Annotated in this window: 25 protein-coding genes and 1 other RNA gene; 13 read left to right on the top strand and 13 right to left on the bottom strand. The window is 69.3% G+C overall.

The window, feature by feature from the left end:
* Positions 1-51: 51 nt before the first annotated feature.
* Positions 52-786 (top strand): DUF899 domain-containing protein, encoded by a 735-nt coding sequence (locus AB0L64_RS25645; protein WP_363713915.1) that lies wholly within the window; start codon positions 52-54, stop codon positions 784-786.
* 14 nt (positions 787-800) lie between these two features.
* Here the strand turns inward: AB0L64_RS25645 and rnpB are convergent.
* An RNA gene (gene rnpB / locus AB0L64_RS25640) (RNase P RNA component class A) lies at positions 801-1,198 on the bottom strand.
* A 10-nt stretch (positions 1,199-1,208) separates the two neighbouring features.
* Positions 1,209-1,586 (bottom strand): DUF952 domain-containing protein, encoded by a 378-nt coding sequence (locus tag AB0L64_RS25635; RefSeq protein WP_363713913.1) that lies wholly within the window; start codon positions 1,584-1,586, stop codon positions 1,209-1,211.
* Positions 1,587-1,629: 43 nt separating this feature from the next.
* On the opposite strand from AB0L64_RS25635, the gene AB0L64_RS25630 reads away from it, so the two are divergent.
* Together AB0L64_RS25630 and AB0L64_RS25625 are read left to right on the top strand one after the other, a co-directional pair.
* A complete protein-coding gene (locus AB0L64_RS25630) occupies positions 1,630-3,123 on the top strand; it encodes a peptidase S10 (RefSeq protein WP_363713911.1) in 1,494 nt (497 codons plus the stop codon).
* Positions 3,120-3,587 carry a GNAT family N-acetyltransferase gene (locus AB0L64_RS25625; RefSeq protein ID WP_363713910.1) on the top strand — a complete coding sequence of 156 codons (468 nt, stop codon included), beginning with the start codon at positions 3,120-3,122 and terminating at the stop codon, positions 3,585-3,587. Before AB0L64_RS25630 ends, AB0L64_RS25625 begins: the two co-directional genes overlap by 4 nt.
* Here the strand turns inward: AB0L64_RS25625 and map are convergent.
* Positions 3,574-4,422, bottom strand: a complete 849-nt coding sequence (gene map, locus AB0L64_RS25620) for a type I methionyl aminopeptidase (protein WP_363713908.1) — start codon at positions 4,420-4,422, stop codon at positions 3,574-3,576. The genes AB0L64_RS25625 and map overlap by 14 nt on opposite strands.
* 53 nt (positions 4,423-4,475) lie before the next feature.
* On the opposite strand from map, the gene AB0L64_RS25615 reads away from it, so the two are divergent.
* Entirely contained in the window at positions 4,476-4,664 is a 189-nt protein-coding gene (locus AB0L64_RS25615; RefSeq protein WP_355484480.1) for a hypothetical protein, read from the top strand.
* Between the two features lie 76 nt (positions 4,665-4,740).
* Here the strand turns inward: AB0L64_RS25615 and AB0L64_RS25610 are convergent, their stop codons facing one another.
* Positions 4,741-5,343: a histone H1-like repetitive region-containing protein gene (locus AB0L64_RS25610; protein ID WP_363713905.1), complete on the bottom strand. Its 603-nt coding sequence runs from the start codon at positions 5,341-5,343 to the stop codon at positions 4,741-4,743.
* 50 nt (positions 5,344-5,393) lie between these two features.
* On the opposite strand from AB0L64_RS25610, the gene AB0L64_RS25605 reads away from it, so the two are divergent.
* Complete coding sequence (locus AB0L64_RS25605; RefSeq protein ID WP_363713903.1) at positions 5,394-6,374, top strand: helical backbone metal receptor; 981 nt, start codon at positions 5,394-5,396, stop codon at positions 6,372-6,374.
* A gap of 63 nt (positions 6,375-6,437) precedes the next feature.
* Positions 6,438-6,614: a hypothetical protein gene (locus AB0L64_RS25600; RefSeq protein WP_359933119.1), complete on the top strand. Its 177-nt coding sequence runs from the start codon at positions 6,438-6,440 to the stop codon at positions 6,612-6,614.
* Here AB0L64_RS25600 and AB0L64_RS25595 read toward each other — a convergent pair whose 3' ends face one another.
* Positions 6,615-7,112: an NUDIX domain-containing protein gene (locus tag AB0L64_RS25595; protein WP_363713901.1), complete on the bottom strand. Its 498-nt coding sequence runs from the start codon at positions 7,110-7,112 to the stop codon at positions 6,615-6,617. It abuts the gene before it with no gap.
* A gap of 104 nt (positions 7,113-7,216) precedes the next feature.
* On the opposite strand from AB0L64_RS25595, the gene AB0L64_RS25590 reads away from it, so the two are divergent.
* Positions 7,217-8,116: an aldo/keto reductase gene (locus AB0L64_RS25590; RefSeq protein WP_363713899.1), complete on the top strand. Its 900-nt coding sequence runs from the start codon at positions 7,217-7,219 to the stop codon at positions 8,114-8,116.
* Here AB0L64_RS25590 and panB read toward each other — a convergent pair.
* Together panB and AB0L64_RS25580 are read right to left on the bottom strand one after the other, a co-directional pair.
* On the bottom strand, positions 8,113-10,428 hold the full coding sequence (gene panB / locus AB0L64_RS25585) for a 3-methyl-2-oxobutanoate hydroxymethyltransferase (protein WP_363713897.1): 2,316 nt from the start codon (positions 10,426-10,428) through the stop codon (positions 8,113-8,115). The genes AB0L64_RS25590 and panB overlap by 4 nt on opposite strands.
* 167 nt (positions 10,429-10,595) lie before the next feature.
* Complete coding sequence (locus tag AB0L64_RS25580; RefSeq protein WP_363713895.1) at positions 10,596-12,368, bottom strand: NAD+ synthase; 1,773 nt, start codon at positions 12,366-12,368, stop codon at positions 10,596-10,598.
* A gap of 126 nt (positions 12,369-12,494) precedes the next feature.
* Between AB0L64_RS25580 and AB0L64_RS25575 the strand changes: the two genes are divergently transcribed.
* Positions 12,495-12,653, top strand: coding sequence for a hypothetical protein (locus AB0L64_RS25575; protein WP_363713893.1), 159 nt, complete (start codon positions 12,495-12,497; stop codon positions 12,651-12,653).
* A complete protein-coding gene (locus AB0L64_RS25570) occupies positions 12,650-12,940 on the top strand; it encodes a DUF418 domain-containing protein (protein WP_363713891.1) in 291 nt (96 codons plus the stop codon). Before AB0L64_RS25575 ends, AB0L64_RS25570 begins: the two co-directional genes overlap by 4 nt.
* On the opposite strand, the gene AB0L64_RS25565 is transcribed toward AB0L64_RS25570, so the two are convergent.
* Positions 12,886-13,518, bottom strand: coding sequence for a peptidoglycan recognition family protein (locus AB0L64_RS25565; protein ID WP_363713889.1), 633 nt, complete (start codon positions 13,516-13,518; stop codon positions 12,886-12,888). The genes AB0L64_RS25570 and AB0L64_RS25565 overlap by 55 nt on opposite strands.
* A gap of 89 nt (positions 13,519-13,607) precedes the next feature.
* On the opposite strand from AB0L64_RS25565, the gene AB0L64_RS25560 reads away from it, so the two are divergent.
* Positions 13,608-14,081, top strand: coding sequence for a hypothetical protein (locus tag AB0L64_RS25560; protein WP_363713887.1), 474 nt, complete (start codon positions 13,608-13,610; stop codon positions 14,079-14,081).
* Positions 14,078-14,962, top strand: coding sequence for an HTTM domain-containing protein (locus AB0L64_RS25555; protein WP_363713885.1), 885 nt, complete (start codon positions 14,078-14,080; stop codon positions 14,960-14,962). The genes AB0L64_RS25560 and AB0L64_RS25555 overlap by 4 nt, the downstream gene beginning before the upstream one ends.
* Here AB0L64_RS25555 and AB0L64_RS25550 read toward each other — a convergent pair.
* Complete coding sequence (locus tag AB0L64_RS25550; protein WP_363713883.1) at positions 14,888-15,295, bottom strand: hypothetical protein; 408 nt, start codon at positions 15,293-15,295, stop codon at positions 14,888-14,890. The two genes, AB0L64_RS25555 and AB0L64_RS25550, sit on opposite strands and share 75 nt — an antisense overlap.
* Positions 15,296-15,409: 114 nt before the next feature.
* On the opposite strand from AB0L64_RS25550, the gene glnA reads away from it, so the two are divergent.
* A complete protein-coding gene (glnA, locus tag AB0L64_RS25545) occupies positions 15,410-16,750 on the top strand; it encodes a type I glutamate--ammonia ligase (RefSeq protein ID WP_359932734.1) in 1,341 nt (446 codons plus the stop codon).
* Between the two features lie 24 nt (positions 16,751-16,774).
* Here the strand turns inward: glnA and AB0L64_RS25540 are convergent, their stop codons facing one another.
* The 4 genes from AB0L64_RS25540 to AB0L64_RS25525 form a co-directional block, all read right to left on the bottom strand.
* Positions 16,775-17,062: a YiaA/YiaB family inner membrane protein gene (locus tag AB0L64_RS25540; protein ID WP_363713880.1), complete on the bottom strand. Its 288-nt coding sequence runs from the start codon at positions 17,060-17,062 to the stop codon at positions 16,775-16,777.
* Positions 17,063-17,137: 75 nt separating this feature from the next.
* Positions 17,138-17,683 (bottom strand): hypothetical protein, encoded by a 546-nt coding sequence (locus AB0L64_RS25535; protein WP_363713878.1) that lies wholly within the window; start codon positions 17,681-17,683, stop codon positions 17,138-17,140.
* Positions 17,680-18,177: a SigE family RNA polymerase sigma factor gene (locus AB0L64_RS25530; protein ID WP_355688653.1), complete on the bottom strand. Its 498-nt coding sequence runs from the start codon at positions 18,175-18,177 to the stop codon at positions 17,680-17,682. Before AB0L64_RS25530 ends, AB0L64_RS25535 begins: the two co-directional genes overlap by 4 nt.
* 55 nt (positions 18,178-18,232) lie before the next feature.
* Positions 18,233-18,739: a hypothetical protein gene (locus AB0L64_RS25525; protein ID WP_363713876.1), complete on the bottom strand. Its 507-nt coding sequence runs from the start codon at positions 18,737-18,739 to the stop codon at positions 18,233-18,235.
* Positions 18,740-18,904: 165 nt separating this feature from the next.
* Between AB0L64_RS25525 and AB0L64_RS25520 the strand changes: the two genes are divergently transcribed.
* The gene (locus tag AB0L64_RS25520) at positions 18,905-21,904 is read left to right on the top strand and encodes a bifunctional [glutamine synthetase] adenylyltransferase/[glutamine synthetase]-adenylyl-L-tyrosine phosphorylase (RefSeq protein WP_363713874.1); all 3,000 of its coding nucleotides are present in this window, start codon (positions 18,905-18,907) and stop codon (positions 21,902-21,904) included.
* The last annotated feature ends 57 nt before the right edge of the window (positions 21,905-21,961 follow it).

Below are 21,961 nucleotides of genomic sequence, written 5' to 3'. Positions count from 1 at the left end.
AAGGTGAGGGGGCGGCTCCGACGTTCCTGGAAATCGGATGGAGGAGCTGGAATGAGTTTGCCGGATGTGGTGTCGCGGGACGAGTGGATAGTGGCTCGGCGTGAGCTGTTGGCGGCGGAGAAGGCGTTCACGAAGGAGCGGGACGCGTTGAACACGCGGCGGCGGGAGCTGCCGATGGTGCTCGTCGACAAGGCGTACGGGTTCACCGGCGCGGGCGGCTCTAGCGGTCTGCTGGAGTTGTTCGAGGGGCGGGACCAGCTGGTCGTGTACCACTTCATGTTCCAGCCGGAGTGGGATGCGGGGTGCCCGAACTGCACCGGGTTCGTCGACGACATCGGGTCGACCCGGCTGCTCAACGACGCGAACACGACCTTCGCGCTGGTGTCGCGGGCGCCGTACGAGAAGCTCGCGGCGTACCGCAGCGCGCGCGGCTGGGACTACCCGTGGTACTCGTCGTACGGCAGCGACTTCAACTACGACTACCACGTGACGCTGGACGAGTCAGTCGTACCGTTCGAGTACAACTACCGCAGCAAGGCCGAGTGGGACGTCCTGCCGAACAACGACCACACCCAGATGCAGCAGCCCTTCGACCTGCACGGCTTGAGCTGCTTCCTCCGCGTCGACGAGCAGGTCTACCACACGTACTCGACGTACGGCCGCGGCCCCGACGCGATGACCTTCACCGCAACCGCCCTCGACCTCACCGCCCTCGGCCGCCAGGAACCCTGGGAAAAACCAGCCGGCCGCGCAGTCCCGCCGCCACACGAGGACCACTGCCACTGACTGGGGCCGAAAAGGGAACGGGCCGGTCTGTAAGCCGGATTCTGTCGAGTGCGATCATCCATCTACGGTGACCGTTGCCGGGCACCTCCAGCAGCCTACCCGCGAGCTCGGGCGGGCAGCCCTCGGTCGCTCGCGCGGACGGTGGTTGCCCACCGCCCTTCTTGGCCTTGCTCCACGTGGGGTTTACCTAGCCTCCGCAGTCACCTGCGGAGCTGGTGGTCTCTTACACCACCGTTTCACCCTCACCCGCACTCCGGTGAACCATAGGTTCATCGGAGCCGCTGGCGGTCTGTTCTCTGTGGCACTGTCCCGCGGGTTGCCCCGGGTGGGCGTTACCCACCACGCTGCCCTGTGGAGTCCGGACTTTCCTCGGCGCCCTCAGCGAGGACGACGCGATCGCCCGACCGACCCGTTCCGTACCCTCAGGATACGGCCTCGGCGGCCACCTCCGGCCACAGGCCGTCGGGACCCCGGCGGTACGGGCGGACCCCGACCACCGCGTCCAGGTTCAGCGGGCCGTAGATGTGCGGGAAACTCATCCCGGTCCCGTCCAGGTCCTCGTCGCACAGCGCCGACACCAGCCGGGCGGTGTCGATCACCAGCAGGCACAGCGGCTCGGCAGTGCCGTCGACGTCGTCGTACGCGAAGTTCGCCACCATCGCGACCTGCTCGGGGCGGGACGCGTGGATGAAGGTCGCGCCGTCGTCGAGGCTCTTGCCGCGGGTCGACCACCGGTAGCTCCCGGCCCGGAGCGCGGCCTCCCACTGGTCCACGAACGCGATGTGCAGAATCGTCGCCATGATCCAACGCTAGCCGCTGCGGCCGTCGATTAAGGTGCTCGACATGGCGAACGAGGAGCACAGCGAGACGGAGCCCGAGACCAGGACCAGCACCAAGACCAAGCCCGCGGAGCCCGTCGACGATCTCGTCGCGACGCGGCACGCGGTGACGGTCGACGGGCAGGAGTTGCGGTACACGGCGACCACCGGGCGGATCGTGCTGCGCGAGGAGGTACTGACCGACGGCACGTTCGACGGGCTGAAGCCGAAGGCCGAGGTGTTCCTCACGGCGTACACGCTCGACGACGCGGACGCCGGCTCCCGCCCGGTGACGTTCGCGTTCAACGGCGGGCCGGGGTCGTCGAGCATCTGGCTGCACCTCGGCCTGCTCGGTCCGCGCCGTGTCGTGTCCGGTGACGCGGGCGAGCTCGCGCCGCCGCCGTACTCGATCGTCGACAACGCCGAGACGTTGCTGAAGTACAGCGACGTGGTGTTCGTCGACCCGGTGTCGACCGGGTTCTCGCGTGCCGCGGAGGGGGAGAAGCCGGGGGACTATCACGGGTTCACGCGCGACCTGGAGTCGGTCGGCGAGGTGATCCGGCTGTGGACGTCGCGCAACGGCCGCTGGATGTCGCCGAAGTTCCTGGCCGGCGAGTCGTACGGTACGACGCGCGCGGCGGGGCTCGCGGCGCATCTGCAGCAGCGGTACGGGATGTACCTCAACGGCGTCATGCTGATCTCGGCGGTGCTGGAGTTCGGCACGCTCGACTTCTCACCGGGCAACGACCTGCCGTACACGCTGTTCCTGCCGTCGTACGCCGCGATCGCGCACTACCACGGCCTGGTCCCGGACCGGTCGCTGGAGGAGGTGCTCGCCGACGCCGAGCGGTTCGCGGCCGGCCGGTACCCGAATGCGCTTGCCCAGGGCAACCGAATTCCGGCGGACTACCGGGCCGAGGTGGTCGGCCGGCTGGCCGCGCTGACCGGGCTGAGCGAGGACTACATCGACCGGGTCAACCTGCGGATCGAGCACATGCGGTTCTTCGGGGAGCTGCTGCGGTCACGGCGGCAGACGGTCGGGCGGCTCGACGGCCGGTTCACCGGATGGAGTGCCGACTACGGTTCGGAGACGCCGGACCGCGACCCGTCGATGAACGCGATCACCGGACCGTACGCCGCGGCGCTGAACCACTACGTCCGCGTCGAGCTCGGCTACGAGAACGACCTGCCCTACGAGGTCCTCCACTGGGACGCGGCGAGCAACTGGTCGTTCAAGGAGTTCGAGGGCAAGCAGATCATGGTCGCCGACAAGCTCGCCGAGGCGATGCGCGTCAACCCGCACCTGAAGGTGCACGTCGCCTCCGGCTACTACGACGGCGCCACGCCGTACTTCGCCACCGAGCACACCCTCGCCCGCCTGCAGATCCCCGCCGAACTCACCACGAACATCGAAACCAAGTACTACCCCGCCGGCCACATGATGTACGTCCACGAACAATCCCGCATCCAGCAGTCCGCCGACCTCGGCACCTTCATCACCAACTCCTCCAACCGATGATCCTGATCCGCCCTGCGGGCGTAGTTTCGGCGTCGCCTGTACCCGGCGTGGAGCTGCGTCCGCTGTCGGCGGACGATGCGGCGTCCCTGGGCCGCCTCTACTTCGAGGCGTACGACCCCGGCGTCGCCTCGGCAACCGAAGCGGAAGCCCTGGAGGACATCCACCGCACCTTCGACGGCGAGTACGGCGTACTCGACACCACCCTCAGCCGCCTGGCATGGAGGGGTGACGAGCTCGTCGGTGCCCTGCTCGTCGTTGAACGCGCACCGTGGCCGGACACGCCCGACTGCCGGTTCGTCATCGAGCTCTTCACCGCACGCAACCACCGGCGGTCGGGGATCGCGAAGCTGCTGCTGGCCGAATGCTCGGCTGTGGAGGTCGCCTTGCGTGTCCAGGAAACCAACGCACCGGCTCTCGCGCTCTACCGGTCCGTGGGGTTCCAGCCGGGGCTCACGGCAGGGTGAGGACTTCGGCTCCGGTGTCGGTGACCACCAGCGTGTGCTCGAACTGCGCTGTGCGTGACTTGTCCTTCGTGGTGGCGGTCCAGCCGTCCTCCCACAAGTCGTACTCGTACGTGCCGAGCGTCAGCATCGGCTCGATCGTGAACGTCATGCCGGGCTCGATGATGTCGTCGAACCGCTCGTCGTCGTAGTGCGGGATGATCAGCCCGGAGTGGAACGACGTCGAGATCCCGTGGCCGGTGAAGTCGCGCACCACGCCGTACCCGAAGCGCTTCGCGTAGGACTCGATCACCCGGCCGATGATGCTCACCCGGCGCCCGGGCCTGACCGCCTTGATGCCGCGGTTCAGCGCCTCGAGGGTGCGCTCGACGAGCAGCCGGCTCTCCTCGTCGACGTCGCCGACCAGGAACGTCGCGTTGGTGTCGCCGTGCACACCGTCGAGGTACGCGGTGATGTCGACGTTGACGATGTCGCCGTTCTCGAGCGGGCGGTCGTCGGGGATGCCGTGGCAGATCACCTCGTTGACCGACGTGCACAACGACTTCGGGTAGCCGCGGTAGCCGAGCGTCGACGGGTACGCGCCGCGCTCGACCAGGTACTCATGACCGACCGCGTCCAGCTCGTCCGTGGTCACGCCCGGCTTCGCGGCCGCGCCGACCGCCTGCAACGCCTGCGCGGCCAGCTTGCTCGCGACCCGCATCCTGTCGACCAGCTCGGGAGACGTCACGTACGAACCGTCGAACGGCGTCGGCGCCGGCTTGTCGACGTATTCCGGACGCGGAATGGAAGCAGGTACGTCGCGGCGCGGCGAAATGACGCCAGGAGTGAGGATCGACATGGTGAGATCATTCTAGAGAGCTGCGACAAGACTCCCAGGAGGTGGTCATCCAGATGAGCGACGATCACAGCAACGAGTGGTACTACAACACCAAGACCGGCAAGGTCGAGCCGTACCAGGGTGCGAAGTCCGGCGACCGGCTCGGGCCGTACAGCTCGCCGGAGGAGGCCGCCCGCGCGCTGGAGAAGGTCCAGGAACGCAACGAGGACTGGGACAACGACCCGAAGTGGGACGACGACTGACGCCCGCGGCGGCGACATGCCGAGGGGCACCACCGATCAACTTCGGTGGTGCCCCTCGGCAGTTGTCGCCGGTGAATCAGCGGGCGACGCGCTTGGCCGCGGTCTTGCGGGCCGGAGCCTTGCGGGCCGGCGCCTTCTTGGCGGCGGTCTTCTTCACCGCGGACTTCTTCGCGGCGGTCCGAGCCGGCGCCTTCTTCGCGGCGACGCGCTTCGCGGGGGTCTTCTTCGCGGCGACCTTGCGGGCCGGCGCCTTCGTGGCGGCGACCTTCTTGGCCGGCGCCTTCTTCGCCACGGTCTTCTTCGCGGCGGTCTTCTTGGCGACCGTCTTCTTCGCGGCCGTCGTCTTGCGGGCCGTCGTCTTCTTCGCCGCCGTGGTCTTCTTGGCGGCGGTCGCGCGCTTGGCCGGCGCCTTCTTCGCGACGGTCTTCTTCGCGGCCGTGACCTTCTTCGCCGGAGCCTTCGTGGCGGTGGTCTTCCGGGCCGGCGCCTTCTTCGCCACCGTCTTCTTGGCGGCGGTCTTCTTGGCCGCACTCACCTTCTTCGTCGCTGTCTTCTTTGCTGCGCTGACCTTGCGCGCGGTCGTCGTCTTCGCGGCGCTGGCCTTCTTCGCGACAGTCTTCTTGGCGGGAGAAGCCTTTTTGGCTGTCGCCTTCCCTGCGGCTGCCTTCTTGGCTGGCACTCTGCCTCCTTGGTGCGGCTGAGGAAAACCACGGTGGATTCCTCGTCGTCATGATGATGACAACACTTGTGCGCTACGTAAAGCACCGGAAACATCCGCAGGTTAAGGAGAACTGGCGGCGGATGTGCGCGCAAATGCCGAAAATCCTTGTGCAGAAGGGATTCCGCCGCGCCCCGAGCATGCCGGATGCCCGGAATATTTTCTTGGCGACACGCGGCAGTTTGTCGCCGAAACCGCCCCGTTCGGCGAGTGTTGTCCTCGGCAACGTCCTGCGAACCGAGGAGTTGAAGCACGTGCGCGACGACCTCAACACCGTCGTCGAACTACCCCGCGAGGTACGTCGTGTGGTCAGCATCGTGCCGTCGTTGACGGAGTCGATCGCGGCCACCCGTGCGGACCTGATCGTTGGTGCGACCGACTGGTGCACGCATCCCGCGGACCTCGACGTGGTGCGTGTCCGCGGCACCAAGAATCCGGATCTGGAGCGCATCCGCGAACTCGCTCCGGATGTCGTCCTGGCGAACGCGGAAGAGAATCGCGCGGCCGATCTGGACGCGTTGCGCGCCAGTGGAATCGCGGTCTGGGTGACCGCGCCGACGACAGTGCCCGATGCACTCGATTCACTCGGCCGCATGCTCTCCGCGGTCGTCGGCGACGAGCCGCAATGGCTGAACGACGCACGCGCGGCGTGGCGCACGCCGTACGACGGAATGCGCCGGCGCGCGGTGATACCGATCTGGCGTAGACCATGGATGGCGTTGGGGCGGGACACGTTCGCGGGCGATCTGCTGTCCCGACTCGGTATCGACAACGTGCTGAGCGAATCCGGTGAGCGTTATCCGCGGATCGAGCCGGACGCGTTACCGGAGTACGACGTCGTGGTGCTGCCGGACGAGCCTTATGCGTTTTCACCCGACGACGGTCCCGAAGCGTTCGGCAAACCCGCGCGCTGTGTATCCGGAAGGCATCTGACTTGGTACGGACCGTCACTCGTCGAGGCGCGCGAATTGCTCACCGGGCAACTGGCGTGACGTCCGCCACGATCACCGCGCGACGTCTGGACGGGTTAGGCATGCCTCACCTACGCTCCGTGCGTGCCGTCGATGACCGCGAAGAAGAAGTGCTGCAAGGACAAGCCGAGGTGCAAGAAGTGCCCGGTCGTCCTGCTGCGCCTGTCGAAGGCGGGCTGCGCGGAGCGGATCGACCGCGTGCACTACGAGGTGGACAAGAAGGTCCCGAAGAAGGTCCTCAAACAAGCGCGCAAGCGCTGATCAGGACGCGCGGCGCAAGGTGATGACGTCGGCCGCCTGACGGAGCAGACCCGGGATCGTCACATGCGCGGCCTGGCCGGTCGCCTCGAGATCGTCGCCGTACCACCAGCCGTGCGCGCTGATGGTCTGCAGCTCGAGCTCCTCCTGGTTCGCGAACGTCACGTCGACGCGGTCCACCGCGACCGCGAAGAAGGTCTGGTGCTGGACGATCCGGCACCCGCCCCACTCGAACTCGATCGTGTTGGTCGCCACGGGCGCGCCGAGCGCGTCGATCGGCAGCACGATGCCGACCTCTTCGCGCAACTCCCGGCCGGCCGCTTCCGCGACCGTCTCGCCTGCTTCGACGCCGCCGCCGATCGTGAACCAGTACGGCGTCTGCGGCTTCAGCGGGTCCCAGCCGTGCAGCAGCAGCACCTTGCCGTCCGGTCGCACCGGCAGCACGCGGGCCGTCGTACGGTGCCGGACCGTCCCTGGTGGTGGCAGCTGGGATTCGCTCACACCACAAAACGCTAAGGGACGAGGCCTGTGCCGCGTCGGGTCGTGCGGCGCGTCTCACATGGTTGCTGTGGACACCTACGATCACTGTGCGGATCATTTTCGGCATGGCAAGCATCGGTCTCGGACTGGCGGCGCTGGGGCGTCCTGGGTACATCAATCTCGGGCACGACGAGGACCTGCCGCCGCGGCGGGCGGTCGAGGACCTGCGGGTCCGGACGCACGAGCTGCTGGAGCAGGCCTGGCTGGCAGGTGTTCGGTACTTCGACGCCGCGCGTTCGTACGGTCTTGCCGAGGAGTTCCTCGGCGAATGGCTGACGCCGGAACGCCGCAGTCAGCTGACCGTCGGCTCGAAATGGGGTTACACCTACGTCGCCGACTGGCGGTACGACGTGGACACGCATGAGGTGAAGGACCACAGTCTCGCGACGTTCGAGCGGCAGTGGCCGGAGACTCTTCGGGCGCTCGGCGGACCGCCGGACTTCTACCTCGTCCACAGCCTCACGTCGGACAGTCCCGCACTGGAGGACAAGCGCTTGCTCGATCGGCTGCGCGAGCTGACGCACTCGGGTGTCCGCGTCGGTCTGTCCACGAGCGGTCCGCGACAGGCCGAGACCCTGCACAAGGCGTTGTCCTCCGGTACGCCGTTCAGCGCGGTCCAGGCCACCTGGAATGTGCTGGAGACTTCAGCCGGCGACGCGCTCGCCGAGGCTCACGACGCAGGCTGGTTCGTCGTGATCAAGGAAGCGGTCGCCAACGGCCGCCTGACGGCGCGCGTCGGCGAGACGCCGTTCAACGAGTTCGCTCACCAGCACGGCGTCGCGCCCGACGCGCTGGCCATCGGTGCGGCCGTTGCCCAGCCGTGGGCCGACGTGGTGCTCAGCGGAGCCACCACGACGGCACAGCTGGCCAGCAACCTCGCGTATCGCACCGACGGCCCACTCACCGAGTTCGTCCAGCAACCCGAGGAGTACTGGACCGAACGGTCAGGCCTTCCTTGGATCTAGAAGGTGTGTTCTTCTCCGGGGAAGGCGCCTGAGGCGACCTCGGACGCGTAGGTCGCCGCGGCGTTGACGAGGATGCCGCGCAGGTCGGCGTACTGCTTCACGAAGCGCGGCATGGTGCCGGAGCGCAGCCCGGCCATGTCCTGCCACACCAGCACCTGCGCGTCGGTGTCGCGGCCGGCGCCGATGCCGATGGTCGGGATCGGCACCCGCTTGGTGATCTCCGCGGCCACGTCGCCCGGCACCATCTCGAGCACGAGCGAGAACGCACCGGCCGCGGCGAGCGCGACGGCGTCGTCGATCAGGCCGGCCGCCTGATCGCCCCGGCCCTGCACGCGGTACCCGCCGATGCTGTGCTCGCTCTGCGGCGTGAAGCCGATGTGCGCCATCACCGGGATGCCCGACTGGGTGAGCTTCTCGACCATCGGTACGACAGTCCGCCCGCCCTCGAGCTTCACCGCATGGACGCCGGCTTCCTTCATGAACCGCACGGCCGTGTGGAACGCCTGCTCCGGCGACGCCTGGTACGAACCGAACGGCAGGTCCGCGACGACCAGCGCCCGCTCGACCGCACCGGCGACCGCGCGCGCCAGCGGGATCAGCTCGTCGACCGTGACCCGCAGCGTCGTGTCGTAGCCGAACACGTTGTTCGCGGCGGAGTCGCCGACGAGCAGCACCGGGATGCCGGCCTGGTCGAAGATCTCGGCGGTGTACTGGTCGTACGCCGTCAGCATCGCCCACTTCTCGCCGCGGCTCTTGAAGTCCCGCAGGTGGTGCACGCGATACCGCCGGGGCCGCTTCGGCGCGTCAGCGGCGGGTGCACCGTCGCCGGACCGCTTGGCAGCGGACGCGCCGCCGCCGTACGGCGAGACCTCGGACGCCTCGGAAGCAGGCGTGGCCGCGGCAGCCTCATTTGCGTTGCTCGCGGACGGCTCTGCGGCGTTGCTCACGGGCGCAGCCTGCTGGACCGGCGAGGCATGCTGGACCGGCGCGGCCTGCTGGGCCGGCGACGTCTGCTGGGCCGGGGTGGCTTGCTGAGCCGCGGCTTGCTGGACCGGAGTGGCTTGCTGGGCCGGGGTTACCTGCTGCGCCGGGGCGGCCTGCTGGAGCGGGGTGGCCTGGGCGCGGCGAGCGCCGCGGGGCGAGCTGACCTGCTCCGCGGGGACCTGGCTCGGGGCGTCCTGCTGCACGCCCGCGCGTCGCCGCGCCCCGATCGGCCGGGCCGCTCCCGGTACACGCGGCTGCTCGGGCACGGGAGTGCCGACAGCCTCGTCGCTCACCGGCGCATTGCTCTCGTACTCGGCACTCGGGTCCGACAGGTACCCGTTGTGCGACTGCCCGCGCGGCCGAAGCCGGATCTCCTGCGGGCGGGTCTCCTCCTCGCGCGGGCGGGCCGGCTCGGTCGGACGCGCGGGCTCACGCCTGGGCTCATGTGCGGGCTCATGCCTCGTCTCGTGCGTGGGCTCCGGCGGGCGAACCGGCTCATGACTCCACACCGGCTCCGGACCAGGGCCTGGCTCGTAGCGGCGGGTCGGCTCCTGCGCGCGACCTTCCTGCGCCCGCGGTGCTTCCGGACGCTGCGGCGGCCGCGGTGGCTGCTGCGAGCTCAGTCCGTTGCTGCTCGACCCGTTGCTCGACCCATTGCTCGACCCATTGCTCGACGCAGGGCTCGACCCGTTGCTGCTGTGGCCGTTGCTCGAGCTGTAACTGCTCAACCCGTTACTCGCGGCCGGTGGCTGCGGTTGCGCACCGAACGGACTCGGCGGCGCGGCCGGAGTGGTCCAGTTCGTGCTGCCGTTCGACGACGGCGTGGGCCGCGGCGGCGTACCGTTTCCGCTCTGTCCTTGCGGCCGCGGCGGCTGCTGTGCTCCGGCCGCACCGTTGCTGCCCGACCCGGGCCCGAACGGGCTGGGCCGTCCCGGCGGCGGTGACTGCGGAGGCTGCTGCGCCGGCGGCTGCGGGCGGAACGGGTTCTGCTCCTGGTACTCCCGTCCGTACGACTCCTCGCGCGAGTCCCCGTAGTACTCGGGTCGCTCGGTCCGCGGGGCCTGCTGCGGCGGCGGGGGTGCGCTCGGGAGGTACGGCGGTTTCGGAACGTACGGCTGCTGCGGGACCGGCCCACGCTCGTACGTGCGCGGGGCGTTCGGCAGCGACGGTGCCGGGTCGAGGCCGGAGCCGCGCTCCTGCCACGGGTCGTTGTCGTAGTCCGAGCGGCGGTGTTCCTCGGTTGCCCGGTTCTTCGGTCCGGTCCCGTACGGCGAAGGCAACTCCTCGTCGTCGCCCTGGGTACCGGCCGACAGGAAGTTGTCAACCATGCCCTCATCGTCCCACCGTTGCGGAGGGTGAGCGCCACCGCCTGTGGGTGAGCGATCGCTCACATCGCGTCGGGGCAGGTCCTGCCGGGGCAGGCCGGAGCGGTCGTGGAGCTCGTCGGGCGAGCTCCACGGGGTGTCTGTGGATGGGCGGTACCGCCATGAGTCACTCAGTGCTCGGCCGCCTTTCGTGCGTCCTCACGCCATGCGTTGGTGATCGGCAACCGGCGGTCCCGGCCGAAGGCCTTGTGGGTGATCTTCGGGCCCGGTGGGTACTGCCGGCGCTTGTATTCGGCTTTGTCGACGAGCTGGATCGTCTTGGTCACCAACTCGGTGTCGAACCCGGCGGCGACGAGTTCCGCACTGCCGCGGTCCTGCTCGACGTAGTCGTCGAGCATGTCGTCGAGCAGGTCGTACGGCGGCAGCGAGTCGGTGTCCTGCTGCCCCGGGCGAAGCTCGGCGGACGGCGGCTTGGCGATCGAGTTCTGCGGGATCGGGGGCTGCTGCCCCTTCTCCTTCGCGTCCGCGTTCCGCCACTTCGCGAGCCGCCAGACGACGGTCTTCGGCACGTCCTTCAGCGGTGCGTACCCGCCGACCGCGTCGCCGTAGATCGTCGAGTACCCGACGGACAGCTCCGATTTGTTGCCGCAGGCAAGCACCAGGTGGCCGTCGGCGTTCGACAGGCCCATCCAGATCACCGCGCGGACCCGGGCCTGCAGGTTCTCCTCGGCCAGCCCGGTCAGGCCGAGGGTGTCCAGGAACGGCTGCACCATCGGCTGGATCGGGACGACGCGGTAGTTCAGCCCGGTCCGCGCGGCGAGCTCGGCGGCGTCGTCCTTGGAGTGGTCGCTGGAGTACACGCTCGGGTTCGAGATGCCGAACACGTTCTCGGCGCCGATCGCGTCACAGGCGATCGCCGCGACCAGCGACGAGTCGATGCCGCCGGACAGGCCGAGCAGCACCGACTTGAAGCCGTTCTTCTGCACGTAGTCGCGCAGGCCGGTGACGATCGCGCCGTACATCTCGGCCTCGTCGGACAGCCGCGGCGCGATGTTCGCGGGGATCGCCTCGTACGGCGCGAGCGCGTCGGCCTGGAGGACGCTGTGGACGATCTCGATGCCCTCGTGGGTGCCGTGCGGAGTGCCCGACGCGGCGGGCAGGTCGAGGTCGACGACCATGCTGCCCTGCTCGAACTGCGGCGCCCGCGCGAAGATCGTGCCCTCGGCATCGGCGATCAGCGAGTCGCCGTCGAAGACCAGCTCGTCCTGGCCGCCGACGAGGTTGACGTAGGCGAGTGCGCAGCCGGCCTCGCGGGCGCGGCGCCGGACGAGATCGCCGCGGACGTCGTCCTTGTTGGCCTCGTACGGCGAGCTGTTCACGACGAGCAGCAGGCCGGCGCCGGCCGCACGGGTGACCGCGACCGGTCCGCCGTCCTGCCAGAGGTCCTCGCAGATCACCAGTGCGACGTCGATGCCGTGGATGCGTACGACCTGCAGCGTGCTGCCGGGGACGAAGTGCCGGAACTCGTCGAAGACGCCGTAGTTCGGCAGGTGGTGCTTGACGGCGCTCGTCACCACGCGGCCCTGGTGGATCACCGCGGCGGCGTTGGTCGGCGAGCCCTTCGGGCGGCCGAGCCGGTCGATGCCCATCGCCGTACCGCTCGCCCGGTCGAGGTACCCGCAGATCACCACGATGTCGCCGAGACCTTCGTCGGCGAGCCGCTGCGCGAGCTTTTTGATTCCTGCCTGGGAAGCGTCCACGAACGACGCGCGCAACGCCAGGTCCTCCACCGGGTAACCGGTCAGCCCGAGCTCCGGGAACGCCACCACGTGCGCGCCACGCTCGACCGCGTTCCGGGTCCACGCGACGATCCTGTCCGCGTTCCCGTCGATGTCACCCACGGTCACATTGAGTTGAGCAAGCGCTACCCGAAGCTGAGGCACGAGAGCACAGTACTGGTTCCCCCGCCCCGACCCCACGCCCGTCACCAACCTCTTACCAAGCTCAGCGACGAAGGTTCACCTGGCAGGCTGCTGATCTCGACCCTCGTCGACGGCCGTGCGTTCCCGATGTTCGGCGTGCTCTTCGGGTACGGCGTCGCGCAGATCGTCCGTCGGCAGCGCGAGACGGGCAACGACTGGTGGTCGATCCGCAAGCTGCTGTGGCGCCGCAGCCTGGTCCTGGTCGTCCTCGGCTTCCTGCACGCGATGCTGGCGATCGCCCGGTGACGCGGGCGATCGCCGCCGTCGGTCAACGATCGTTGACGTGCTACCTGTCCCAGTCCGTCGTCTGGGCCGTCGTGTTCACGCCGTACCTGCTCGATCTGTCGGACACCCTCACCACGACCACGACGGCACTGCTCGCCGTCGCGACCTGGCTGGCGACCGTCCTGCTCGCCGACCGGATACGCCGGACCGGCTACCGCGGCCCGTTCGAACTCCTGATCAGGCGGATCACCTATCAGCCGAGGAGAACCGCGGCCACGCGGTCCCGCAACTCCGGGAGCCTCGCGTAGAACACGTCACCCGGGCACTGCGTCGAGTTGTAGTCGCGGTGGCCGACGATCGCGACATGCGGGTCCAGGTTGTACTTCGTGCACAACCACGCGCACGTCAGCACCGACATGTCGAACAGCGCGACCGGCACGTTCTCGCTCACGTAGATGCCTTCGTGCTCGATGCCGATCGTGTGGCTGTTGTTGTTCGCGGTCTGAGCGCCGAGCACGTTCTGCCCGTTGTTGATCGACGACAGCGACTTGCTGCGGCCCTCCATCAGGTAGCCGCCGCGGCTGATCGTGAGCTGGTTGCCAATGTCGATCCAGCCGTTGGTGTCCATGTGCAGGTCCTGGATCCAGTGCTGGACCTTGTACGCCGCCGCGAGCGAGTAGTCGGTGACGTTCGGGCTCGCGGTGTGGTGGATGACGATGTGGTCGGGCTTGCCGATCACCTGGGTCGGGGACTTGGGCGGGCGCGCCGACCACTCGGTGCGCGTGTAGCAGCGCGGCGCCGGGGCGGCGTGCGCTGCTGTGGGCATGGTCGCGCCGGCCAGCAGCACTCCGCCGGCGGTGGCGCCGAGCAGGGTACGCCGGGACACCCGGGCACGTTGGATATTTTCTGGGGCGGTCATGATATAGAAAATTCCCTACCAATCGGGCCGCCAAACCGGAATGGTCTAATGACGTGGTGACACAGGGTCAGGAGGCACCGGACGTGGTGCGGGTGGGGCGGCTCGGCAAGACGGTGCGGGTGCTCGTCGCCGTCGCCGGCATCGGTCTGCTGATCAACGGATCGGTGCGGGCCACCGACGACGCCTGGCCGTTCGGCCCGATGTCGCAGTACGCGATGTCGGTGCCCGACGACGCCAAGATCGACTACACCCGGATCAGCGCCCAGACGGACGCGGGTACGACGGTCGACGTACCGCTGAACATCGAGGGCGCCGGCGTCGCGCGGGCCGAGATCGAAGCGCGGTCCGGCGAGATCGTCAAGGACCCGTCGCTGCTGCAGCAGGTCGCGGACGGCTGGGCGCGCAAGCATCCCGACCAGCCGAAGTACGTGAAGCTCGAGCTGATCCGGGACACCACTCAGCTGGTGAAGGGCCGGGTCGAAGGACCTCCGGCCTCTCAGGTGCTCGCGACCTGGACGGTGACCCGATGAGCTGGTTCACGCCGGCGATCGCGATGGCGCGGATCGCGTGGCTGCGGACGATCCTGTACCTGTTCGTCATCCTCGACATGCACGCCTTCGTCCGCGACACCCGCGACAAGGGCGAGCACCCCGGGCTGTACGAACCGCTGCTGCTGGCCCGCCTCCTCGACCTGCCCCGGCCGTCGGTGGCGAACACCACGGTGCTGTACGTCGTGCTGATCGTCGCGTGCCTGATCGGCGCGACGAACCACTTCCCGCGGATCGCCGGCTGGGTCGTCGCCGCGGCGTTCACGTGGTGGGTGCTGATCGGGATGAGCGACGGCAAGGTCGACCACGACCACCTCGCGCTCGTGATCGCGTTGTGGGTGCTGCCGACCGTCGGCCGGGCGACGTACGGCGACCAGACCCGGTCCGAGGCGGCCGGCTGGGCGATCCGGTGCATCCAGATCTGCGTGATCGCGACGTACTTCCTGTCCGCCGTGGCGAAACTGCGCAGTGCCGGATGGGCGCTGACCTGGCCCGGCAGCGCCGTCCTGACCTGGGCGATCGTGCGACGTCCGCACCCGGTCGGGGGGTGGTTGCTGCACTACCCGTGGATCCTGCACGTGATGCAGTGGGTCGGCATCATCGGCGAGTTCCTGTCGCCGGTCATCCTCTGGCTGCGCGGCCGCTGGCAGCTGTTCGGGGCGCTGTTCTTCATCGGCTTCCACGCGGCGAACACGGCGATCCTGCTGATCCACTTCCTGCCGACGGTCGTCTGCTGGCTGGCGTTCGCGCCGCTCGAACGGATCGTGCCGTGGTTCCGGTCGAGGCGCTCAGACCGCGATGCCCGAGAGGCCGAAGACCAGGCCGAACACGGCCGGCAGGCCGAGCAGCAGGCCGGCGCGTAGCTTGAACCGGCGGCCGCCCGGCCCCGGCGTCCGGACGACCCGGGACAGCACCGCCCCGGCGTACCCGAAGACGAGAGCGGCGAGCAGGATCTGCCGGGTCGGCAGGTTGTCGGCGTCGTGATGCGTCAGCCCGAGCGTGACCAGGCCGGTCAGGCAGAACGCGCACATGCCGAACCCGAGCTCCGGCACCGGCAACCAGCGGCGGCCGAGGACGTCCCGCTCCGCGGGTCGTTTCCGTCGCAGCGACTGCACGAACCTGGCGGTGCTGACGATCAGGTCGCTGACGCACAGCACCGCTGCCACGATGAGCGCCGCGTGGAAGATCGTCTGCACAAGGGGACACGCTAGGCCCTGATCGTGGCACTGTCCGCCCCGCCACGTAACGTCTGCTTAACAAGCGCGGGGCACACTGTGAGAGACCCCGCTAAGCCGGTGAGAGGTGGACTGATGGACAAGCAGCAGGAGTTCGTGCTGCGCGCGCTGGAGGAGCGCGACGTACGTTTCGTGCGGCTCTGGTTCACCGACGTGCTCGGGTTCCTCAAGTCGGTCGCGGTGGCGCCGGCCGAGCTGGAGAGCGCGTTCGCCGAGGGCCTCGGGTTCGACGGGTCGGCGATCGAGGGATTCGCCCGGGTGACCGAGGCCGACATGCTCGCCAAGCCGGACCCGTCGACGTTCCAGATCCTGCCCTGGCGGGGCGAGACCATGGGCACCGCGCGGATGTTCTGCGACATCAACATGCCCGACGGGTCCTCGTCGTTCGCCGACCCGCGGCACGTGCTGAAGCGGACGCTGTCGAAGGCCGCCGACCTCGGGTTCACGTTCTACACGCACCCGGAGATCGAGTTCTACCTGTTCAAGTCGCTCGTCGGCGCGCCCGGCACGACACCGGAGCCGGTGGACTCCTCCGGGTACTTCGACCACACCCCGCAGGGCATCGGCAACGACTTCCGCCGCGAGGCGATCACGATGCTCGAGTCGATGGGCATCTCGGTCGAGTTCAGCCACCACGAAGGCGGTCCCGGCCAGCAGGAGATCGACCTGCGGTACGCCGACGCGCTGTCGACCGCCGACAACATCATGACGTTCCGCGTCGTGGTGAAGGAGGTGGCGCTGTCGCAGGGCATCTACGCGTCGTTCATGCCGAAACCGCTGTCCGACCAGCCCGGCTCCGGGATGCACACCCACATGTCGCTGTTCGAGGGCGACCGGAACGCGTTCTTCGAGGGCGGCGCGCAGTACCAGTTGTCCAAGACCGGGCGGGCGTTCATCGCCGGTCTGCTGCAGCACGCGGCCGAGATCACCGCGGTCACCAACCAGTGGGTCAACTCGTACAAGCGGCTTGCGGTCGGGGACGAGGCGCCGTCGTTCATCTCGTGGGGTCACAACAACCGGTCCGCGCTGGTGCGGGTGCCGATGTACAAGCCGCACAAGGGGCAGTCGTCGCGCGTCGAGTTCCGGTCGCTGGACTCGGCGGCGAACCCGTACCTCGCTTTCGCGCTGATGCTCGCCGCGGGTCTGAAGGGGATCGAGGAGGGGTACGAGCTGCCCGCCGAGGTCGAGGAGGACATCTGGTCCCTCACGCCCCGCGAACGCAAGGCGCTCGGCATCAAGCCGCTGCCCGGCAGCCTCGCCGAAGCCATCAGCGCGATGGAGGACAGCGAACTCGTCGCCGAAACCCTCGGCGAACACGTCTTCGACTTCTTCCTCCGCAACAAGCGCGCCGAATGGCAGGACTACCGCCGCCAGGTCACCCCCTTCGAACTCAACAAGCTCCTGCCGGTTCTGTAGTACGCCGGGGGTCTGCCGGGCGGGTCACGAATCGACTTTGAACGGGTCGTGTTCGGTGAGGAGTTTGTCCAGGCGGGCCTGGTCGACGCGGTTCGTCACCTCGGAGATCTCCTGCCGGTCCCGGACGACCTTGCACAGTACGACCGTCGACGTCACGACGTACAACAGGCCGAGGGCGAGGAACGCTCGTACCCAGGGCTGGGCCGGGAGATACGCCAGGGCAATCACCATCGCCGAAACCGAGACGGCGAAGGAGGCGACCGCCTGGGCGTAGAAGGCTGCGGTCTGCCGGGGCTGGATGCTCTTCGTCATACCAGGATCGTCCGGCATCTGGAGAGTCGTGGCATGAGCAGAAACACTCAGACGCCTTCGTCCTACCCGGCCGGGCTAGCGCTGGGAGATGTGGCCTACCCACCAGAAGCGGGTGGCGGTTGCGCAGTCTTTGCCGGTCCAGGTGGGCTTGAAGTGGTCGACGCCACCGCCGCCGATGTCGAGGGGTACGCCGGAGCGAGCGACGACGTTGTTCGCCTCGTCGAGGATTTCGAAGGACTGCGCAGTGCCATGAACGGTGTACCCGCGTGGCCACACGAGCGTGACCGCGGTGGGGTCCGAGCCGGCCTGGACGCAGCCGTTCGCGTCGGCGCTCAACGTGGTGCCGAGCAGTGCCTCCATCACTGCGGGAGTGTCCACATCGGACCTCACGATCCGAGGGACCGGCCCGCTCGCGGGCGCTGGGGTTTCGCCAGCCGGTCGAACGAGCCAGGTGGTACCGGCGATCACCCCCGCGGCGGCGACGGCAACACCGCCGACCGCCAAGCGCTTGGTGCGGGTCCGGCGGCGACGGATGCGGTCGGCAACGACGTCCTCGGCGAAGTCGACGGCTTCGGCGCCTTCGGCGGCTGTGGTGCGGAGTAGTTCGTGCAGGTCGGTCATGGGGTGCTCTCCTCCGTGATGGCGAGCTGCGTGGCGAGCTTGGTGCGGGCGTCGGAGAGGTGGCGTTTGACGGTGCCTTCGGCGCAACCCAGCTCGTCGGCGATCTCGGGCACGGTCAGGTCCTCGTAGTAGCGCAGGACGACGCAGGCGCGCTGCTTCGGCGACAGTGTGCTCAGCGCCCGGCGGACCTCGTCGGCGACCGCGAACCGGTCGTCGTCGTGGTGGGGCGGATCGACCAGCAGGTGGCGGGTGGCGTTCCACCGGGCGAGCCGGCGGCGGCTGTCGACGTACTGGTTCAGCATGGCGCGCCGGACGTACGCCTCGAGCTGATCGATGTCCCCGCCGACCCGGCGCCGCCCGAAGACACGCGTGAGGGCTTCCTGCACCAGGTCGCCGGCACTCGCGGCGTCGCCGGTCAGCAGATAGGCGTAGCTGCGCAGCGCACCCCCGCGCGTTGCCAGCAACGCGCGGAACGCCTGCTCCCAGTCGGCCACCACACCACCGTCCTCTCACCGGTTCAGACGAACAACCGGCTCGCGACGTTGGGGGTCAGACGCCGGCAGTTTCCGAGGCGGGGGCACCGTCGGAGGCGTGCTTGGAGGTCCAGCGAGCGGCCGCGGTGGAGTGACGGTACGGCGGCTCGGCCGGCGGCGGCTCGTCGGGCGGCGCGAGCAGCGTGATCGGGGTGGCCGGCGCGGCTACGACAACCGGTGTGCCGTCGGGGGCGAGGGCCTCGACCTCTTCGACGGTCAGCAGCCCCACCGGTCGGACGCCTTCGGTGATGACGACGATGCAGCCGGGGATCACCTGCTGGGCCCGATTCCCCTTCGCAGGAACGAGAATCCCCTCGGCGGGCGTCCGCCAGGCGCCGGGCGCGAACCGGCGGAGCGCGAGCCCGGCCTGCCCGTCGTCGGCGGTGCGCGGCGGCAGGTACGCGGTCGCCGTGTAGTCGTAGTCGTAGTCCGGCTCAGGCGGTCCGGAGACGCGTCCGCCCTGCTGGGGTGTCAACCACATCACCGTGCCGCGCACGGCGAGTGACCCCGTCATCATGACCATGGACAGTCATCATGCCCGACTACTGAGCGAGTTCGCTACACGACACCGTGTATTCACCGCAATCCCGCCGCAACTCAGCCGCGACCTTGTGCACCCACCAACCCTTTCGAGCCGCCGGAAACGGTTGGTGCGTGCTCAAAGAGGGGGATTGGATAGCCTGCGGGGGTGGCTGAGGGTCGGAGATCGTCGTGGGAGGGCCGGCTGGTCCGGCTGGGGTTCGAGGATCCGCGGCGGGCGGCGGGCATGCTCGAGGAGCTGGACGCGCTGGACTCGCACAGCCCGCTGGCCACCGAGCAGCTGATCACCACGCTCTCGGAGTCGGCCGATCCCGACCTCGCGCTGCAGAGTCTGTGTGCGATGGCCGAGTCGCTGCACCGGCACGGGCACGACCTCGCCGCGTTCGCCCGCACGCTCGAGATGGACGCGGACTTCCGCCGGCGGCTCGTCTACGTGCTCGGCGCGAGCGAAGCGCTGGGGCGGCATCTCGGTGTCCATCCGCGGCATTGGTACGACCTCGCGGACCCGGCGCTCGCGGGGTCCCGGCCGTCGGCCGACGACGTCGCCGCCAAGCTGGCCACGGCGGTCGACGCCGACAACCCGGTCGACGCGCTCCGGATCGAGTACCGCCGGCTGCTGATCCGCCTGGCCGCGCGGGATCTCGCCGAGGGGCTGCTCGTCGACGAGGTCGCCGCCGTCCTCGCGGATCTGGCCGGGGGAGCACTCGAGACCGCCCTGCACATCGCACGCAACGAGTACTTCGCCGCGCATCCCGGCGCCGCCGACTGCCGGCTGGCGATCATTGCCATGGGCAAATGCGGCGGCCGGGAGCTCAACTACGTCAGCGACGTCGACGTGCTGTTCGTCGCCGAGCCGCACGACGGCGAACCGGAGCTGCCCGCCCTGAAGACCGCGACCCAGCTCGCCGCGGCCGCGATGCGCATCTGCTCGGCGCACACCGGCGAGGGCACGCTCTGGCCGGTCGACGCGGCGCTCCGCCCGGAAGGCAAGTCCGGTCCGCTCGTCCGCACCCTCGACAGCCACCTCGCGTACTACCAGCGCTGGGCGAAGACCTGGGAGTTCCAGGCGCTCCTCAAGGCCCGCCCGGTCGCGGGCGATCGCGAGCTGGGCCGTCAGTACATGGAGCAGATCGGCCGGCTCACCTGGTCGGCCGCCGACCGCGAAGGCTTCGTCGCCGACGTCCAGGCGATGCGCCGGCGCGTGATCGACCACATCCCGGCGGCCGATGTCGATCGCCAGCTGAAGCTCGGCCCCGGCGGACTGCGCGACGTCGAGTTCGCCGTCCAGTTGCTGCAACTCGTGCACGGCCGCAGCGACGAGTCGGTGCGCAGCGGTACGACGCTGGTCGCGCTGGAGAGTCTGACGAGCAGCGGGTACGTCGGCCGCACGGACGGCGCCGTCCTCGCCGACGCGTACCGGTTCCTGCGGTCGATGGAGCACCGCATCCAGCTGTACCGCCTGCGCCGTACGCATCACGTACCGGACGACGAGGCCGACCTGCGGCGGCTCGGCCGTTCGCTCGGCTTCACGAAGAACCCGGTCGCCGATCTGACCGCGGCGTGGAAGAAGCACGCCCTCGAGGTACGGCGTCTGCACGAGAAGCTGTTCTACCGCCCGCTGCTCGCGGCCGTCGCGCGGATCCCCGGCGGCGAGGTCCGGCTGACACCCGAGGCAGCCAAGCAACGCCTGACCGCGCTCGGGTACGCCGATCCCGCGTCGGCGCTGCGGCACATCGAAGCCCTGTCCGAAGGCGTCTCGCGGCGATCGTCGATCCAGAAGGCGCTGCTGCCCGCGATGCTCGGCTGGTTCGCCGAGTCACCCGATCCGGACGCCGGCCTGCTGGCGTTCCGCACCATCTCCGACGCCCTCGGCTCGACGCCCTGGTACCTGCGCCAGCTGCGTGACGAAGGCGCGTCGGCCGAGCGGCTGGCGCACCTGCTGGCCAGCGGCCGGTACGCCGTCGACCTGCTGCAGCGCGCGCCGGAAGCGACCGCGATGCTCGCCGACGAACGCGAGCTGACGCCGCGCACCCAGGAGGCGTTGCTCGCCGAGATGTCCGCGGCCGCCCGGCGGCAGGACGCCCCGGAGGCCGCGGTCGCGGCGATCCGCGCGGTCCGGCGCCGGGAACTGTTCCGGATCGCGGCCGCGGACCTGTCCGGACTGCTCGACGTGGAGGCCGTCGGCGACGCGCTGACGATCGTCTCGGTCGGCACGCTGACGAGCGCGCTCGAGGTCGTCCGGAAGGCGGTCGCACAGCGCATCTTGAGAGCGGGGGAGCCGGAGCCGACCCGGATGTCGATCGTCGCGATGGGCCGCTTCGGCGGGCACGAGCTCGGGTACGGCAGCGACGCCGACGTGATGTTCGTGCACGACCCGCTGCCCGGCGCGGACGAGAAGAAGGCGACGGACTTCGCGACGCAGGCCGCGACCGAGCTCCGCCGGATGCTGTCGCTGCCCGGCGCCGACCCGGCGGTCGCGATCGACGCGGACCTGCGCCCGGAGGGCCGGCAGGGGCCGCTGGTCCGGACGCTCGCGTCGTACGCCTCGTACTACGCGCGCTGGTCGGCCGTCTGGGAGGCGCAGGCGCTGCTGCGTGCCGACCCGTTGTGCGGCGACGCCGACCTGTGCCGGTCGTTCCGGGAGCTGATCGACCCGCTGCGCTACCCGGAGAACGGCGTGCGCGAGCGCGACGTGATGGAGATCCGCCGGATCAAGGCACGGGTCGACGCGGAGCGGCTGCCGCGCGGCGCGGATCCGGCCACCCACACCAAGCTCGGTCGCGGCGGTCTGGCCGACATCGAGTGGACCGTCCAGCTGCTGCAGCTCCGCGAGGCGCACCGCGTACCCAGTCTGCGGACGACGCGCACGCTCGCCGCGCTCCGGGCCGGTGTGGAGGCCGGCCTCGTCGACGCGTCCGAGGCCGACACGCTGCAGGCGGCCTGGGAGCTGGCCACCCGGATCCGCAACGCGATCATGCTGGTCCGCGCCCGCCCGGGCGACTCCCTGCCCCGCGACCCGCGGGACCTGGCCGCCGTGGCTCAGATCTGCGGCTACCCGCCGGGGGAGTCGGGCCGGTTCGCCGACGACTACCTGCGCACCACCCGCCGCGCCCACAACACCGTGGCGCACCTGTTCTGGGACGACTGAAACGTGACGATACCTCCCGGGCTCTCTGAACAAGCTATTACCTGTTCCCAGACCCCG

It is taken from the genome of Kribbella sp. NPDC051936, assembly GCF_040680955.1.
Classification (GTDB): Bacteria; Actinomycetota; Actinomycetes; order Propionibacteriales; family Kribbellaceae; genus Kribbella.
The sequence above is the reverse complement of the archived record's forward strand: the minus strand, read 5'-3'. Positions and strand labels throughout refer to the sequence as shown.

Coding starts and splice junctions, on each gene's coding strand:
- AB0L64_RS25575 (WP_363713893.1), top strand. CDS start 12,495: ATGTTCGGCGTGCTCTTCGGGTACGGCGTCGCGCAGATCGTCCGTCGG.
- AB0L64_RS25535 (WP_363713878.1), bottom strand. CDS start 17,683: ATGACCGACCTGCACGAACTACTCCGCACCACAGCCGCCGAAGGCGCC.
- glnA (WP_359932734.1), top strand. CDS start 15,410: ATGGACAAGCAGCAGGAGTTCGTGCTGCGCGCGCTGGAGGAGCGCGAC.
- AB0L64_RS25630 (WP_363713911.1), top strand. CDS start 1,630: ATGGCGAACGAGGAGCACAGCGAGACGGAGCCCGAGACCAGGACCAGC.
- AB0L64_RS25635 (WP_363713913.1), bottom strand. CDS start 1,586: ATGGCGACGATTCTGCACATCGCGTTCGTGGACCAGTGGGAGGCCGCG.
- map (WP_363713908.1), bottom strand. CDS start 4,422: ATGTCGATCCTCACTCCTGGCGTCATTTCGCCGCGCCGCGACGTACCT.
- AB0L64_RS25540 (WP_363713880.1), bottom strand. CDS start 17,062: ATGACGAAGAGCATCCAGCCCCGGCAGACCGCAGCCTTCTACGCCCAG.
- AB0L64_RS25615 (WP_355484480.1), top strand. CDS start 4,476: ATGAGCGACGATCACAGCAACGAGTGGTACTACAACACCAAGACCGGC.
- panB (WP_363713897.1), bottom strand. CDS start 10,428: ATGGTTGACAACTTCCTGTCGGCCGGTACCCAGGGCGACGACGAGGAG.
- AB0L64_RS25605 (WP_363713903.1), top strand. CDS start 5,394: ATGATGATGACAACACTTGTGCGCTACGTAAAGCACCGGAAACATCCG.
- AB0L64_RS25625 (WP_363713910.1), top strand. CDS start 3,120: ATGATCCTGATCCGCCCTGCGGGCGTAGTTTCGGCGTCGCCTGTACCC.
- AB0L64_RS25590 (WP_363713899.1), top strand. CDS start 7,217: ATGGCAAGCATCGGTCTCGGACTGGCGGCGCTGGGGCGTCCTGGGTAC.
- AB0L64_RS25525 (WP_363713876.1), bottom strand. CDS start 18,739: ATGGTCATGATGACGGGGTCACTCGCCGTGCGCGGCACGGTGATGTGG.
- AB0L64_RS25645 (WP_363713915.1), top strand. CDS start 52: ATGAGTTTGCCGGATGTGGTGTCGCGGGACGAGTGGATAGTGGCTCGG.
- AB0L64_RS25555 (WP_363713885.1), top strand. CDS start 14,078: ATGAGCTGGTTCACGCCGGCGATCGCGATGGCGCGGATCGCGTGGCTG.